This window comes from Bacteroides intestinalis, from assembly GCF_003464595.1.
Lineage (GTDB): Bacteria > Bacteroidota > Bacteroidia > Bacteroidales > Bacteroidaceae > Bacteroides > Bacteroides intestinalis_A.
In genome coordinates this window covers 396,420-412,078 of the sequence record NZ_QRZF01000005.1, presented here as the reverse complement: position 1 = coordinate 412,078, position 15,659 = coordinate 396,420, and the positions used below count along the sequence as shown (strand labels likewise).

General features: G+C 40.8%; 9 protein-coding genes. 5 read left to right on the top strand and 4 right to left on the bottom strand.

Annotated features, from left to right (window positions below; translation table 11 throughout):
- Positions 1-53 precede the first annotated feature (53 nt).
- Complete coding sequence (locus DWW10_RS09990; protein WP_022393188.1) at positions 54-1,736, bottom strand: SulP family inorganic anion transporter; 1,683 nt, start codon at positions 1,734-1,736, stop codon at positions 54-56.
- 109 nt (positions 1,737-1,845) lie between these two features.
- On the opposite strand from DWW10_RS09990, the gene DWW10_RS09985 reads away from it, so the two are divergent.
- From DWW10_RS09985 to DWW10_RS09965, 5 genes are all read left to right on the top strand, one after another.
- Positions 1,846-5,712 (top strand): hybrid sensor histidine kinase/response regulator transcription factor, encoded by a 3,867-nt coding sequence (locus DWW10_RS09985; RefSeq protein ID WP_022393187.1) that lies wholly within the window; start codon positions 1,846-1,848, stop codon positions 5,710-5,712.
- A gap of 314 nt (positions 5,713-6,026) precedes the next feature.
- Entirely contained in the window at positions 6,027-8,489 is a 2,463-nt protein-coding gene (locus tag DWW10_RS09980; RefSeq protein ID WP_022393186.1) for a TlpA family protein disulfide reductase, read from the top strand.
- Positions 8,490-8,578: 89 nt separating this feature from the next.
- Complete coding sequence (locus tag DWW10_RS09975) at positions 8,579-9,142, top strand: RNA polymerase sigma factor (RefSeq protein WP_022393185.1); 564 nt, start codon at positions 8,579-8,581, stop codon at positions 9,140-9,142.
- Complete coding sequence (locus tag DWW10_RS09970; protein WP_022393184.1) at positions 9,139-9,546, top strand: hypothetical protein; 408 nt, start codon at positions 9,139-9,141, stop codon at positions 9,544-9,546. The genes DWW10_RS09975 and DWW10_RS09970 overlap by 4 nt, the downstream gene beginning before the upstream one ends.
- Positions 9,547-9,557: 11 nt before the next feature.
- Positions 9,558-10,640 carry a hypothetical protein gene (locus DWW10_RS09965; protein ID WP_022393183.1) on the top strand — a complete coding sequence of 361 codons (1,083 nt, stop codon included), beginning with the start codon at positions 9,558-9,560 and terminating at the stop codon, positions 10,638-10,640.
- A 40-nt stretch (positions 10,641-10,680) separates the two neighbouring features.
- Here the strand turns inward: DWW10_RS09965 and DWW10_RS09960 are convergent, their stop codons facing one another.
- The 3 genes from DWW10_RS09960 to DWW10_RS09950 form a co-directional block, all read right to left on the bottom strand.
- Positions 10,681-11,061, bottom strand: coding sequence for an MmcQ/YjbR family DNA-binding protein (locus tag DWW10_RS09960; protein ID WP_022393182.1), 381 nt, complete (start codon positions 11,059-11,061; stop codon positions 10,681-10,683).
- Between the two features lie 173 nt (positions 11,062-11,234).
- Positions 11,235-13,331 carry a hypothetical protein gene (locus tag DWW10_RS09955; RefSeq protein ID WP_022393181.1) on the bottom strand — a complete coding sequence of 699 codons (2,097 nt, stop codon included), beginning with the start codon at positions 13,329-13,331 and terminating at the stop codon, positions 11,235-11,237.
- A 194-nt stretch (positions 13,332-13,525) separates the two neighbouring features.
- The gene (locus DWW10_RS09950; RefSeq protein ID WP_022393180.1) at positions 13,526-15,445 is read right to left on the bottom strand and encodes an alpha/beta hydrolase-fold protein; all 1,920 of its coding nucleotides are present in this window, start codon (positions 15,443-15,445) and stop codon (positions 13,526-13,528) included.
- Positions 15,446-15,659: the final 214 nt, after the last annotated feature.

The following is a 15,659-nucleotide window of genomic DNA, read 5'->3' as shown; positions in this document are numbered from 1 at the left end:
ATATAAAGGAGGGAATGAAAAAATCATTCCCTCCTTTATATTATTACTTTGTTTTACTCATCCAATAATTCTTTCGCCCTTTCCAATGCTACATTAATGTTCGGGCAGATATTCTTCTCGCCCAGCAATTCGTAGAAGCCGGATTTTTCTAATGCTTTGTGCACTTTTTCATTCACGCCGGAAAGTACGATCGTTGTCTTTTCCCGTTGCGCCATCTGGCAAAGATTGGTTAGGTTGTGAATACCTGTGGAATCGATGAAAGGTACTTTTCTCATACGGATAATGCGGACTTCGGGGCGATCACCCAGTCTGGACATGATTTCCTCGAACTTAGTAGCAATACCGAAGAAGTAAGGGCCATTTATCTCATACACTTCCACGCCCTTGGGAATGGACAGGTTTTCTTCATCTTCTTTGCTGTTAGATTCTTCATTCAGATTAATCTCATCTTTGATAACAGAAATTTCAGTGGTTTCCATCACACGATGCATAAAGAGTACACAAGCTATGACAAGACCCACTTCAATAGCAATGGTTAAGTCGAAAATAACTGTCAGGAAGAAGGTAATCAGCAATACGGTGACGTCTGATTTCGGATTCTTCAGTAGTGCCTTGAATGTGCGCCAGCCACTCATGTTATAGGAAACAATCACCAGCACACCTGCCAGACAAGCCATCGGAATGTATTGTGCCAGAGGCATCAGGAACAGAAGAATAAGTAATAGTACCACTGCATGTACCATACCTGCAACAGGGGTTTTACCACCATTGTTTATATTAGCCATTGTACGTGCAATGGCACCGGTGGCAGGAATACCACCAAACAGGGGCGTTATTAGGTTGGCAGCTCCTTGTGCTATCAATTCCGTATTGGAATCATGCTTATCGCCAATAACACCATCCGCTACCGTAGCGGAAAGCAGCGATTCGATGGCTCCTAATACCGCAATGGTAATGGCTACAGGGAATAAGTCCTGAATAGCCTCCCAGTTTAGTGAAGGCATTACTGCATCCGGCAGTTCCGCCTTGATGCTGAAACGGTCACCAATGGTATCTATGCAGTTGATTCCGGCATAAGTCTTCATCAGATATACCGCTACCGTTACTACAATAATGGCAATCAGCGACCCCGGTATCTTCTTTGAGAATTTCGGGGTTATGGCGATAATTGCAATACTTACGATGCTGACAATTGTATTCCACCAGTTGATAGTATCGAAATGCTGGAAATAGATCATCCATTTCCCGACAAAATCTCCGGGAACCTTTTCACCACCGAAATTAAGTCCGAAGATATCGGCTATCTGCGTGGTGAAGATAGTGACGGCAATACCACTGGTAAATCCCACGATAATAGGATAGGGGATAAACTTGATTACAGCACCCAGCTTGAATATCCCTAACAGGATAAGAATGACTCCCGCCATCAGCGTGGCAACAATCAGTCCCGCTTCTCCATATTGCTGGATGATGCCATAGATAATGACGATAAAAGCTCCCGTAGGACCACCGATCTGTACTTTGCTACCTCCCAACATGGAGATAATGAATCCGGCAATGATTGCCGTGATAATACCTTTTTCGGGTGATACACCGGATGCAATACCAAATGCAATGGCAAGCGGGAGAGCGACGATACCTACTATGATACCGGCCATCAGGTCTGCCATGAATAATTCTTTCGAGTAGTTCTTCAAAGCTGTGAATAGCTTTGGTCTGAATTCGAACGCTTTCATAGATAATCTGTACTTTTTGTGAAACGAGGTGCAAAATTAGACAAAATAATGCATATATTGGTTGATTGCTTTCAAATATATTATATTTGCAAGAGCTAACAGTAATATTATGAAATCACGCCTGCTTATATTCTTTCTTTTCCTTTCTATTTTTAATATATATGCTTCGGATGTGAAGTTTTATAATATTAATGCGATGTATGGAATTTCCATGCGGGAGATGGCCTCTGTTTGTAAAGATGGGAATGGTTTTATCTGGGCTTCCTCTAAAACGGGTATATTGAGAATTACGGAAAGTGATTATCGTATTTATCAGCTTCCTTATAAAACAGCCAATATCATAAATGTCAAATTGGCCTATAATAATTCATTTTTAATAGCATATACGAATAATGGGCAATTTTTTCATTATAATGAACTGTTTGATCGGTTTGATTTATTTCTGGATCTCAGGGTTTCATTAAATAATACTTATTTAAGTGTGGGCAAAGTCGTTATTGATGATGAACAGACTCTCTGGGTTCCTACGTCTGGAGGATTATGCAAATATAAAAATGGGATATTTACCAAAATAGGCGAGACACCGGTTCGAACACAGTGCATAGCGTCTTATGATCAAACACATCTGCTTGTAGCCAATCAGGATAGCATTAGACTATTAAATACGAATACGTTGAAACAAAAAAATATATGTGGAATAGAAGATACGTTTCAGATAAATACTCTTTTTTATGATCATAAAAGAGAGATTGTATGGATAGGAACTTCCACTGATGGTCTTTTCTATCTGGACATGAAAAAGAAAACGTTATTGCCATTTTCTAATTTCCCAAAGCAACCTATCGCAGTGATAACGGAAAGTTCGGATTCAACACTGTTAGTCGGAATCGACGGGCAGGGAGTATGGGAATTGGATAAGGATAAAAAAACGGTTCTGAATATTTTGAAAGAAGATATTGATAATCCTTTCTCTCTTCGTGGGGACGGGGTTTATGACATCTTTTGCGACGGTCAGCAGAGGGTGTGGGTCACTACCTATACTGGTGGGCTTTCTTTCTTCGACTGGAAATCTCCCTTAATTAATCAAATTACCCATCAGGTTAATAATCCGAATTCTTTAGGGAATGATAATGTAAACAAGATATTGGAAGATAGCAAAGGGGATATCTGGTTTGCTACAAATAATGGGATAAGCAGGTGGAGAGTCGCCACTAATGAATGGGATACTTATTATCAGAATAAACAGGAACAGGCACAGGTTTTTCTGGCTTTATGTGAAGATGACGAAGGAAATATCTGGGCAGGTTCGTTCTCATCCGGGTTTTATGTTTTAGATCGGAATACCGGAAAAGAATTGGTTCATTATCCGCGGAATACATCGGATTTGAAATCTGACGGTAAATTCATAATGAATATATATAAGGACAGTGAGGGTGATATCTGGATTGGAGGTATCCAAGATGTAATATGCTATTTAACAAAAGAAAAGCGTTTTCATACGTATGGTGCACAGCCCATGCGTACGTTTATGGAGTTTTCTCCGGGAAAAATGCTGTTGGCCTGTACTTATTCTGTGCTTTTGCTAGACAAAGAAACAGGGAAAATCACTTTCTTACCGGAATGTCTTGCACAGGATATTTTAGTAATGGGGGATGATATTTGGGTGGCCACTTCCGGAGACGGATTGCTGCACCATAACTACACGACTCGTGAAACTCATAAAATAACAGTGGAATCCGGATTGCCATCTAACTATGTGAATAGTGTCATGTATGATAATGGATATTTATGGTTAGGAACGGAAAATGGATTGTGCCGCTATAATCCTGCCGACAGCACGGTGCATGCTTATTATTCTACTTTAGCTCTCTCCAGTGCTTCATTCAATGTGAATGCCAGCTGCAAATTACGCAATGGCGAATTGATGTGGGGTACAAATAACGGGGCGGTAATGTTTGATCCCGATAAATTATATCATACCCAGCTCAACGGGGAGATTTATTTCCAGAATATCACTATTTCCGGCAGTTCTATCAGAGAAAATCAAGATTTGTTGCGTGGAATTCCGGTGAATAAGCAAACAGATATTTCATTCAAATATGATCAGAATACTTTGACGCTTGAGGTATTGCCTATTGGCGTTTCTTCCAAAGAAATAAAATTTTCATGGAAAATGGAAGGGCTTGATACAGAATGGTCACATCCTTCCAGTCAGCAGATAATCACTTATACCAATATTCCTAATGGGAATTTCCGGCTTAAAGTAAGAATGTACAATAATTCACTTTCTCAGATAGTCGATGAACGTACATTGGACATACACGTTATTCCGCTTTACTGGCAGACGTGGTGGTTCCGTCTGGTGGTATTCATTATTATAATGAGCATTACATTCTTTGTGCTTAAATTCTATATAAACCGTTTGAAACAGCGTCATGCTGAAGATAAAATCCGTTTTTTCACAAATACGGCTCATGATCTTCGTACATCGATAACGTTGATAAACGCGCCTATTCAGGAATTGAATAAAGAGAAAGAATTATCAGACAAAGGGCATTATTATCTGAATCTGGCTACGGAACAGTCTGAACGTTTATCTAATGTTGCAACCCAACTCCTGGATTTTCAGAAAGTGGATATGGGGAAAGGACAACTGTTTCTGGTGATGGTTGATATTGTTAAATTGGTGTACAGGCGGAAAACAATGTTCAAGTCTACGGCGGGAAAAAAGAATGTTATATTGGAGTTTGTCTCTAACAGAGAATCTTATATGTCAGCTGTCGATGAGTTGAAAATAGAGAAAGTCGTTGATAACTTGATATCTAATGCTATAAAGTATTCTCATACGAATGGTAGGGTGGAACTTACATTGAATTGTAATGAGTACTATTGGAGCTTGGAGGTGAGAGATTATGGATTGGGTATCTCTGATAATGCTCAGAAAAAATTGTTCAAAGAGTTTTATAGAGGAGATAATAAGGTTAATTCGCGTATGGTAGGTTCCGGGATAGGCTTGTTATTGGTGAAGAATTACGTTTTGATGCATGAGGGAAAAGTCTCTCTTGAAAGTAAGGAGAATGAAGGTTCTTTATTCAAAATAAACATCCCTTATAAAGAAGTGGTTGAGGTTGCACCTGCTGAACATGAAGAGCCGGGGAATATCACATCTGCTGATGGTTCGTCTGATCAATTGGAATATAAAAGGGAAGATGATAAATCCGAAAAGAAGAAATCTATATTAATCGTAGATGATAATAAAGATTTGCGGAACTTCCTGAAGTGTTCTTTTGAAAATCAATATAACATCTTAGAGGCTGGCAATGGCAATGAAGCATGGGAATTACTTCAAAAGGAATCTCCAGAATTGATTATTTCGGATGTGATGATGCCTGATATGGATGGCTTTGAGTTATGTAAATTGATCAAATCTACTTTTGAAACTTCGCATATTCCGGTGATCCTGCTAACTTCACTTTGTGATAAAAGTGACCAGTTGGAAGGTTTAGGTTTGGGAGCGGAGGACTATATCACAAAACCTTTTGATATATCGCTTCTGGAGCAACGGATAAAATCTCTTGTGCGAAACAGGGAAATCGTCAAAGAGAAAGCTTTGAAGTTAATAAAGCCGAATAATGATGATCAACAGGCTATTCTGGCGAATGAGCTTAACGATCATTTTGTGAAAAAAGCAGTGGAAGTGATTCATAATAATATGCAAAATTTGGATTTTGACAAAGAAAGCTTTGCTATGGAAATGCATGTGAGCGCTTCACTATTGTATAAAAAGATAAAAGCACTGACAGGTCAATCACCTATTGACTTTATTAAATCCATTCGTTTAAGCCGGGCTTTAGAATTACTCCAATCTCATAAATACACTATCACAGAAGTTAGCGAACTTTGTGGTTATTCCAGTATCAGTTACTTTAGTACGGTGTTTAAAAAGTACTTTGGGAAGTCTCCTACAGAAATCTGATACCTTTACATTAAGGTGTTTACAATCTTTTTGAAAACGTCTTTATAAGGATGATATAATTTAGCTTCTAGGTACTTGTAACCTTGCTTTGAAAGGGCTACACCTTTTTGTCCGGATAGCTACACCCTTTTACTCTCATGGCTACACCTTTTCATATAAAGGGTGTAGCCCTTCCAAAAGGATACTTTACTCTTAAATATCAGTTTTTGAAAAATATTTATCTAAAAAATAAAGTCTTTCTTTTTTATTGCTTATATTTGTCAAAATGGGAAATTTTTAAGGATTAGTAGAAATTAATCATATACAACTATACCATGAAAAAACTTATTTTCCTTCTCCTACTTTGCATCACTTGTATGCTCCAAGCACAAAATGTAATCGATAATCCTAAATTTAAATTCCGTTCGGGCAGTATTTATAATATTACTCGCATTGAATGTACTCCAGATGCAACGAGGTTGCATATCCATGTTATTTTCCGCCCACATTGGTGGGTGATGCTGGGTAAGAGCACTTATCTGGAGGATGCAGATACCGGTGAGAAGTATTATCTTACGGGGAGCGAAGGCTTTGAGCTGAATAAAGAAGTATATACGCCGGATTCGGGAACTTTGGATTTTGTGCTTCTTTTTCCACCACTTCCTGAAACAACAAAAGAAATCCATTTCCTCGATGACGATGAAGGCGATGAGTCGCATACATTCTATATATCTTTGGAGAAGAAAGATGCCAAAGCCTCACTTTTCGATAAAGTTTCCGGTAACTGGATGGGAATGAATGACTATTATGAATGGGCTTTCGGCATATACGATTCTCTTGCCGTCATGGACAGCCGTTTCTATCAGTACGAAACAATCCGTCAGAAAGGCAAAAGCGTGCTGTTGACTTTGAAAGATGACTGGGGTGATAAAGTGGAACTGGAGCTTACCCCACAAAAGAATGGCCTGTGCCGGATAAAGAAAGATAAAGAACCCGCCCTGCTTTATTCGCGGGACGCGGGAAGCATGAAGGCGATGCAGGTTGAAGAAAATGAGAGTCCGGTATTTCATCGTGATAGTGTTTGCCTGCAAGGATATATTGCCGGTTATGATCAAAAATTGGGTTTTACTAATGGCTTGATTTATGTTTCTAATGATTTGACAAGAGAAGATTATCCGATGGTGGTAACTCTGCAACCTAATGGAAGGTTTGAATGTAAGTTTGAAATCAACTATCCTATGGTAAGTTCGGTTGTGTTCAATAATGATTGGATCCCCTTTTATATAGAACCAGGGCAAACTGTAACAATGTATGTAGACTGGGAAGCTGTAATGGCACGTAGTCGTGCCCGTGATTATTATTATCCTCTTCATAATGTCCATTACATGGGATCTACAGCATATATAGGAAAGGCATTGAAATATGTGGATGATTTATTCGTATTTCGTTATGAAGATTTCTCGAAAATGCAGAAAGAACTGACTCCTGCACAATTTATAGAGCGTTGCGAACCCATGTTTCGTCGTTGGTCGGAGCAGGCCGATTCACTTGTTGCTGCCAATCGGTATGTGGGAAGGGCGGCACGTTTGGTGAGAAATACGGCACGGATTTCTCAAGGTTATAAGATGTTCGACTTTGTTATGGACAGAAGTTATCTGGCGCAGGAGAATAAAGATAATGAGGTTCTGAAGGTTAAGGAAGATTCGGCTTATTATGGTTTCTTAAGACAGATGCCTCTTAATGACAGTCTTATCGTAGCGGATAAGAATTTTAGTGGTTTCATCAACCGCCTTGAGTATATGAATTTAGCAAGAGCTTTGGGTGATACGACAACTGTTGAGAGGGGAAAAGTACCCTATAAATATCCTCAAAAATCTATTCTTACTTATTTGAAGAAGCATGGTGTTGTATTGACTCCCGAGCAAGAAAAAATGCGAAAGATAAGTGAAGAAAAAGCAGGTCAGACTGTGATAAGAGAGATAAGCGAACTCATTGAGGAGACGAAGATATGGGAGGAACTTACAGAGAAATACAAGGATCTATTCGAGGCTTATCAGAAAGAAAACGAGTCGGTGGACGGTGTTTCTGCATCTATTGATGAAAATCAAAAAGCGGAAGATGAGAAAATAATGAGAATAAACCATTTCTTTGAAAGTCAAAAAAAGAAATCGGAACAATTGGATAGCATAGTCGGATATGCTCCGTTGGTTTCGCAGATCATTGTATTGCGCGGTCTTCTTTTTGATTTAGAACAATTGGATAGAGAAAGTGCCCGTAGCTTGTTGGATAAAGAAAAACAGCTAATCAGCCATCCGTTCATGTTTGCTGAGGCGGAGCGTTTGTATACCCAAGCTTTTCCACTACAAAATGATAGCACGTATGCTTTGCCTGAAGGACCTGCTACTGAAATCTTCCGTAATATCATTAAAGCCCATGCAGGTAAAACTTTATTTGTAGATTTTTGGGCAACGTTTTGCGGTCCCTGTCGTGGAGGCATTGAACGTACTGCCGGTTTGCGCCAACAGTATAAAGATCATCCGGAATTTCAGTTCATATATATCACCAGTGATCGTGAAAGTCCCGAAAAGACTTATAATGAGTATGTAGAAAAGAATCTGAAAGGGGAGGCTTGTTATCGTATTCCACAGGCAGACTACAACTATCTTCGCCAATTATTCCAATTTAATGGTATTCCTCATTATGAATGGATAGAAAAAGATGGTACTGTATTGCGAAATTCTCCGGGAGCTTATGATCTGGAGAACTATCTGAAGAAACGTTTTGGAAATAAAGATTGATATTTTCCATTATATAAGTATTATTTTAGCTCTTGTTTATTGACCGGAAGTTTTTTCTTACGTATCATATAATAAACGAAGATATTATTATGATGGACCAGAAAAAAATACAAGAGCTTATAAGTAGGAGCCAGCAGGAGGATGCAGTAGCATTCTCTCTGCTGGTTTCTATGTTTCAGCCACTTGTATTCCGGCTTGCTTTCCGATTGCTGTGCGACGAAGATGAGGCTAAAGATATGGTACAGGAAACCTTTGTAAAGGTGTGGCTGGCGCTGGGTAAATATAATGGTGAGTGCCGCTTCTCTACCTGGCTTTATAAAATCACTTGTAATACCTGTTATGACCGTCTGCGTTCCCTGCACCATTCACCACTCGATAATGAGGCAGATTATTCCGTTTCTGTGAATATCTCGTCAGATGATAATGTAGAATTGGCAGTGGTGAACAAGCAACTGCGTGAACTAATCCTGAGATATACCGATGAACTGTCTCCCCGACAAAGGTTGATTTTTACATTACGGGATATTGAGGAACTGGATGTGCCGGAGGTGCAAACTATCACCGGACTTTCTGCCGGAATCATTAAAACCACCCTTTACCTGGCCCGGAAGAATATACGAAACAAAATGAATCAAATAGATGCTGGCTTATGAAACAAGATGATAAACTTTACAATGAATGGCTTGATGAGGTGAGAAATGTACAGCCTATATTGAGCAATCCGGATGAACTGACTACCGCCATTTTGCAGCAAGTGAGCAGGATCGTTCCCCAAAAGAAGAAAAGGAAAAGCCTGCTGATTGGCAGTTGGGTATCCGGGATAGCCGCAGGACTTTTGTTGTGCTTGTTGGTGAGTGAGACTCTTCTTAGTCCGGTTCCCGATGGTGTCAGAGTAGAAGAGGAGTATCGTTTCCAGGAAAACAGTGCTTATTCCCTACCGGAAGGCTGGGAGAGGATGAGGCTTTCTGAAAAGAGCGATTACCTGTCCAGACAGTATGTGCAGTATAAGGAGCTCAGACAAAAGAGAGTAATGGAACTTACAAAGAAAACTTATTAAATTATATCATTATGAGAACGTATAAATGGATGGCAGCCATTGTTTTGCTGCTCGGTATGACTTCTTGCGGTACCTATTACCGGATGGTTTCTCAGGTAAATAGTGATGGTAGCATGCACAGAGAGGTATATGCTTATGGCGACTCTGCTTTCCTTGCAGGTGACAGGACTCATAATCCGTTTTTGTTCCGAATAGATTCGGGGTGGGGAGTGAGCAATTTGGACTCTGTTGTTAAATTCAACTGCTGGGGAGATGAAGACAAACTGAATGTGAAAGTTTACCGGACTTATCCAATGGTAGGTTCCGAGAGCTTCAGTACTTTGGATGGAAAGGAATACAGTCTTCCTCTGGTAGTCCCGGTTGAAAAACTCCGGAAAAGCTTCCGCTGGTTCTATACATATTATCAGTATACGGCTGCCTACGGTGAATTACCCGATAAAGGTCCGGTACCTCTCGAAAAATATATGAGTAAAGAAGAGCAGCGGATATGGTTCCGGGGAGATCAGGAGGCTTTGATCGGATTAAATGGTATTGAACAGAATAATAGGTTGGATGACATTGAAGCCAAATTCTGGAAATGGTATAACCGTAGTCAGTATGAACTGAGTTGTGAAGTAATTCTTCATTTCATTACAATAAAAGGAGATACGGCCTTTGTACATCAGTTGGCAGATCTGAAGGAACCGGTTTATGGGAAGTACTTTTCCGGAAAAGATACCGGTGATGACGGTTCGCCCGAAGAGGTATGCAATTATCTGGATGAATTGAGTCAAACGAAATATTTCTCAAACTTATATGCGGACAATAAAAAGCCAATGGATGATCTGTTTGAGGAAAAAGGGCGGATTGCAGAATTGTTTGGTTATGCTGTGCAGTTTGAGTTATCCATGCCGGGCAGGGTGGTTTCTACCAATGCAGCCATGCAAAAAGATGAGTCACTCATTTGGAAAGTAGATGCTTTTCGTCTTTTGGACAGTGATTATATGCTTGTTGCCGAATCCCGTGTAGTTAATTATTGGGCTTTTGGCATTACATTATTACTGATATTGTTTATTGGTGGATACTATTGGCGACTGTATAGAAAACTTTCATAACTCTGTAGAATTCATATATATCATATTAATGCCGGGAGTGCTACTCATCACTTGATAGTAGCATTTCCCGTTCTTTCTTTGTCAGGCTTTTGACAACAATGTCATAAGACTTCCTTACGAGTTCTTTTATTTTTTCGTCAGGTACATCCTGATTGAAGTAAACACTGATCCAGTATTTCTTATTCATGTGCCATCCCGGTTTTATTCCTATATACGTAGTTTGTAATTCTCCCGATTCTTCCGGCTTGCATTTGATACAGCAAAAGTCAAAGGCTTCGATATTTACAAAGCAGAACCATTTATCTGCTACATAAAAGCATAGAACATCACGGCTGTATTTATCGGGAATATTTGAGAACGGCATTTTCTCATGAACCCCTTTTAATGACAGGCAGTATTCTCTAAATTCTTCAATGTTCATTTTGATGGATTTTAAAACTGTATACAGAGGCAAATATAGCACTTTTAGGATGAACTCTGATGGAATACCCTATTAAATCTAAATCAAATATCTGTAATCTAAAAGAAGTGCTACTTATCATTCGATGGTAGCACTTCCTGAAACTTTTATGCGTAATCTGTAATCGTAAAGTTCTATTTACTTTCTGCCATAAGAGACTTAAACACAACCTTATATGTTTTAACCACCCCTTTATAATCGAATTTCACAATAGCAGTTCCGGAAACCGATGTTGCCTGGATAATCTCTACTTTCACATTCTTATCAGTCGCTGATGCCGATACAGTAGGGGTTCCGGTAGTTCCGGCCGGAAGTTTGTAAACAGCTTCATAGATGTCATAGCCGGTAATACCATTGCTTTCAGTAGAACGTACAGGAGTTGCCGGTACTTCGATTGCTTTTCCATTGACCTCTATATTTACTTTGGGGACAATAGGGCGAGTGATCTTCTTCTTGTTTGAGCTGAATCCCAAGCCGGCTAAATCGAAAAGATTGCCCGTTTCTTCGCTTTCAGCAACGAGATAGATTGCATGTTTCTTGTCCAGGTGGTCAACAAACTTCGATACATCAATTGTAAACTGTTCCGTTTTCTGCGCCGAGTTGGCAGGAACAACAATTTCGCCTATCTTCGTCCCTTTCCAGGTTTCGTTATCCCACGGACCATCTAACCAAACATTCACTTTAAACGTTTTTGATGTTTTGGGTGTAAGGAAGAGGTTGAAGGCTGTTTGGTTTCCCTTTTTGGTTCCTTCGAAAGCTTTCAAACCCAGTTTGTCTTTATTCAATCCGCCGAAACCGAAGTATTTATATCCTATTATATTGCCGTTTTTCACGTTTGTGATGGGGGCATGATTATCCCAGATGTCCCATGAATCCTGTTGGATACGTCCGTCGGAGAGATAACATGCAAATCCCGCGGAATAATACTGATAGGGATCAAGGCCGAATATATGGAATCCTTCCGAGGTTACTTCTGCTCCTTTGTATTCATTTCCTTGGCTGTCTTTGGCTGTCCAGATTTTATTTTTTGCATACGGATCGTAGGCTCTGATGGAAACTTTACCGCCTTCCGACACCGGTTTCTTATCCCATTCTACATGGATTGGGGCTACCATTGACTGGCGTGCGTTGCCGAATCCCCGTGGCGGACGGTGATAGAATACATACCATTGTCCGTTAATGAGTTCTATACTTCCGTGTGTATTGTGTCCTGCATTAGTTGTTTGCAGGTGTGAACCATCCTGATTTAACACCGGGGCACGCGAATCGACCAGAACGCCGCCGCTTTTCCATGGTCCCAGTGGGGAGTCACCATAAGCGTAACGCAAAGTGGAGTTGGAGCTGCCCAATCCATAGTCGGGGCCTGAATGTCCGCTATAGATGGTCACGTATTTGTTTCCGATCTTACGTATGGATGAAGCTTCAAAGAAGTTGAATGCTTCGAGGTCCTCTCCGGGAAAGATATGCGGATATGAAATATTCTTCGGACTGCGGTTGTTACCTTTGCGAACGCCTGCTGGCATAAAATAAGGAATAACCTCTGTTCCCGGGCGTACGGAATACATGGTATTCTGATCCAGTTGGGCTGCTAATGAACGTTGGAATCCCCAGTATCCATAAGCTCTGAACCCAATTTCATAATCTGGATCGTTCGGGTCTGTGATATATTCGATATATACCGACGGGTCGAATCCTAGAATACTTCCGGGTAGGGTTTTTGTACCATCGGCAGTCAGGTTGATGGGGGTAAAAGGCCCGTCAGGACGGCTTCCTTTGGCAACCATTGCTTCTCTGTCTCTACCGCGGCTATGCGGGTACAGATAATATTCTTTTGTGCCGTCCTTCCTTTTCACTTCAACAAGGTCGGGAGCGTACATCACATCCCATTGTCCTTCTACCTGATAGGTAAAGATAGCTCCTTCGTCACGCCAGCTTGATAAATCTTCTACGGGTGCTGACCACATTCTGATGTCCGGCCCGCAATAACTGCCGAAGCGGACATCGTGCGAACCGATGATGTAAGCGCGAAACTTTCCCGGATTGTCGGGGTCTTCAAAAACACGGGGTTCTCCGTCCGGCAAATGTTCCCATAACGGTAGATACGGATTACCAGCTCCATGATAAACAAACTTGGACGTTTTGGGCTGATTATTATTACCGGCTATTGCTTTTGTTATTGCAAACATGGGGACAATAGCAAATAATGATAAAATGACTTGAATTCTTTTCATAACCAATCTAATCTTTTTTATACGTAAATACTTATGTTATTATTTGTTCAATAGGACACTATGCGACAAAAGTAAGCTATCGAAGAATGATTGGCTTTCGATATTAGATATTTGAATTTCAAAATCAGATAAATTTGTGATAATCCTTGTAAGTATTGAATGGGAATATAGATTATTTTCTAATGTATCTTTTGTTATTTATTGAATAATAATTGTGCAAAATTATACAGATTGTTCCTCCATACCGGCCAGGTGTGCCCACCCGGATATTCGGAATATGTATACTTCAGTTTTAGCGTATCAAACTCTTTAAGCATATTCTGACAGTTCTGATAGGCTATATCTTCTTTACCTCCCATGGCAATCCAGAGTAATCTTAGTTGGGAGTCTATTGCCGCTTTATTCTTGTTGATAAACTCGTATTGGTCGTTTGCTACTTTCTGGTAGAAAGGTAGCCATCCGGAACTGAATACACCGAGATGAGCGAACATATCTGTATGGTATAAACCGGCATAAAGCGTCTGTATACCTCCCATAGAGAGGCCTGCAAGTGCCTGGCTGTCCGGTTCTTTTCTTACACGATAATTCTCTTCTACAAATGGAATGACAGCCTGCGTCAACTCAGCTTCGAATGCTTTCAAGGCACCGGCATTGAATCCGGCAGAAGCCATATTGCCGTCGAGCATCACTATCAACATCGGTTTAGCTTTTCCCTCAGCGATCAGGTTGTCCATTATCAGATCGGTTTTACCTTGCGTAGCCCAGCCGCGTTCATCTTCTCCGCCACCATGCAACAGGTATAAAACAGGATATTTTTCAGCCGTGTGGGTGTCATATCCGGCAGGTGTATATACAAAGAAGCGTCTCCACGAACGACTTACTTCCGAATAGTAGCGTTTCATGCGGATATCACCATGTGGCACATCCTTCAGTGCATAATATTCTCCACCCTTGAAAGGAACTTCAATGCCGCTTGCCATGCGTCCCATGCCATAGAAAGTCTCACTTCCGGGATCGGCTACCGCTACTCCGTCAATCAATAGTGAATAGTAATGAAAACCTTCACCCAAAGAATCGGTTACCGTTTCCCAGATACCTCCTTCCTGTCTGACCATATCGTATTTCCGTCCCAGGTCTATCTGTACTTTCTGTGCATCCGGGGCTTTTATGCGAAAAATAGCGCGGTGGTCTGCCGTCAGTTGCGGATATTTGGAGTTCCGTACGTTGGATTCTGCACGTACTCCGTGAAGGCCGTATTTGTCGAAGCTTGACGTATCTACAGGCTTGAATAGCAATTGAGAGAACAGGTAGAGGTCATTTTTCCATACATTGAAGTCGTGACCTCCGGGCTCCACATAGAAGATATGGGGAATCCGATGTTGTTGCAGGTAGAGGTGGGTACGCTCGCTGAAAGACATCAGGTTGTCATTGTCCCCGCAGGATATCCACAGCAGTTTTAGTTGCTGTGTGGTAGCTTCCGGATTTGGAACAAGCACTTCGGGTGCTTTGGTGTTGGGAGCGGATGAGAATCCTCCTACCCAAGCAAATTTATCCAGATTTCCCAGACCAAAGTTTAGGGATTGCCCGCCACCCATTGACAGTCCTGCGATGGCCCTGCTCTCTCGATTCTTGATTACAGGATATGTCTTCTCAATAAAAGGAACCAGGTCGTTCAGCAGATCTTTTTCAAAAATGGCGAAGCCTTCCACTTTATCCGGAGCCATGATATTGCCCGTAGTGCGGTCATCTTTTATGGCTCTTCCGTTGGGGAGTACTACGATCATCGGTGTTAGTTTACCTTCGGCATACAGGTTATCGAGAATGATTTGTGGTTTGCCATTATTGAACCACTCCAGTTCATCGCCACCGATACCGTGCAGCAGATAAAGTACGGGGTATTTCTTACTCTTGTTGAAGCCGGGAGGGGTATAAACCAGTGCTTTCCGCTTTGTACCGACGGTTTTAGAATTATAAGTCACCGTTTCTATTTTCCCTTGGGCTATTCCTGTCTTTTCTACGTCGAAACCGGCCTGGGAGTGGGGGATACTACTTTGGGCCTGTACCCCGAAGCAATACGCTAATGCGCATACTAAGATGATTGCAATGTTTTTCATGGTTCTGAATTTTATGTTGCAAACATACGGCATTCTGTTTTCTCAGCCCAATAATGATGTTACATGTTTCTTTCCTGATGTTACATCTTTTGAAAAATGTACGGAGTAAGTACAGTAGAGCTGCGGTAAGTTTTATCTGAAATCTAAAATCAAATGTCTGGAATTGACAATGACTATAATACAATAGGCCTATTTTTGCATTGTGCCAGATCGT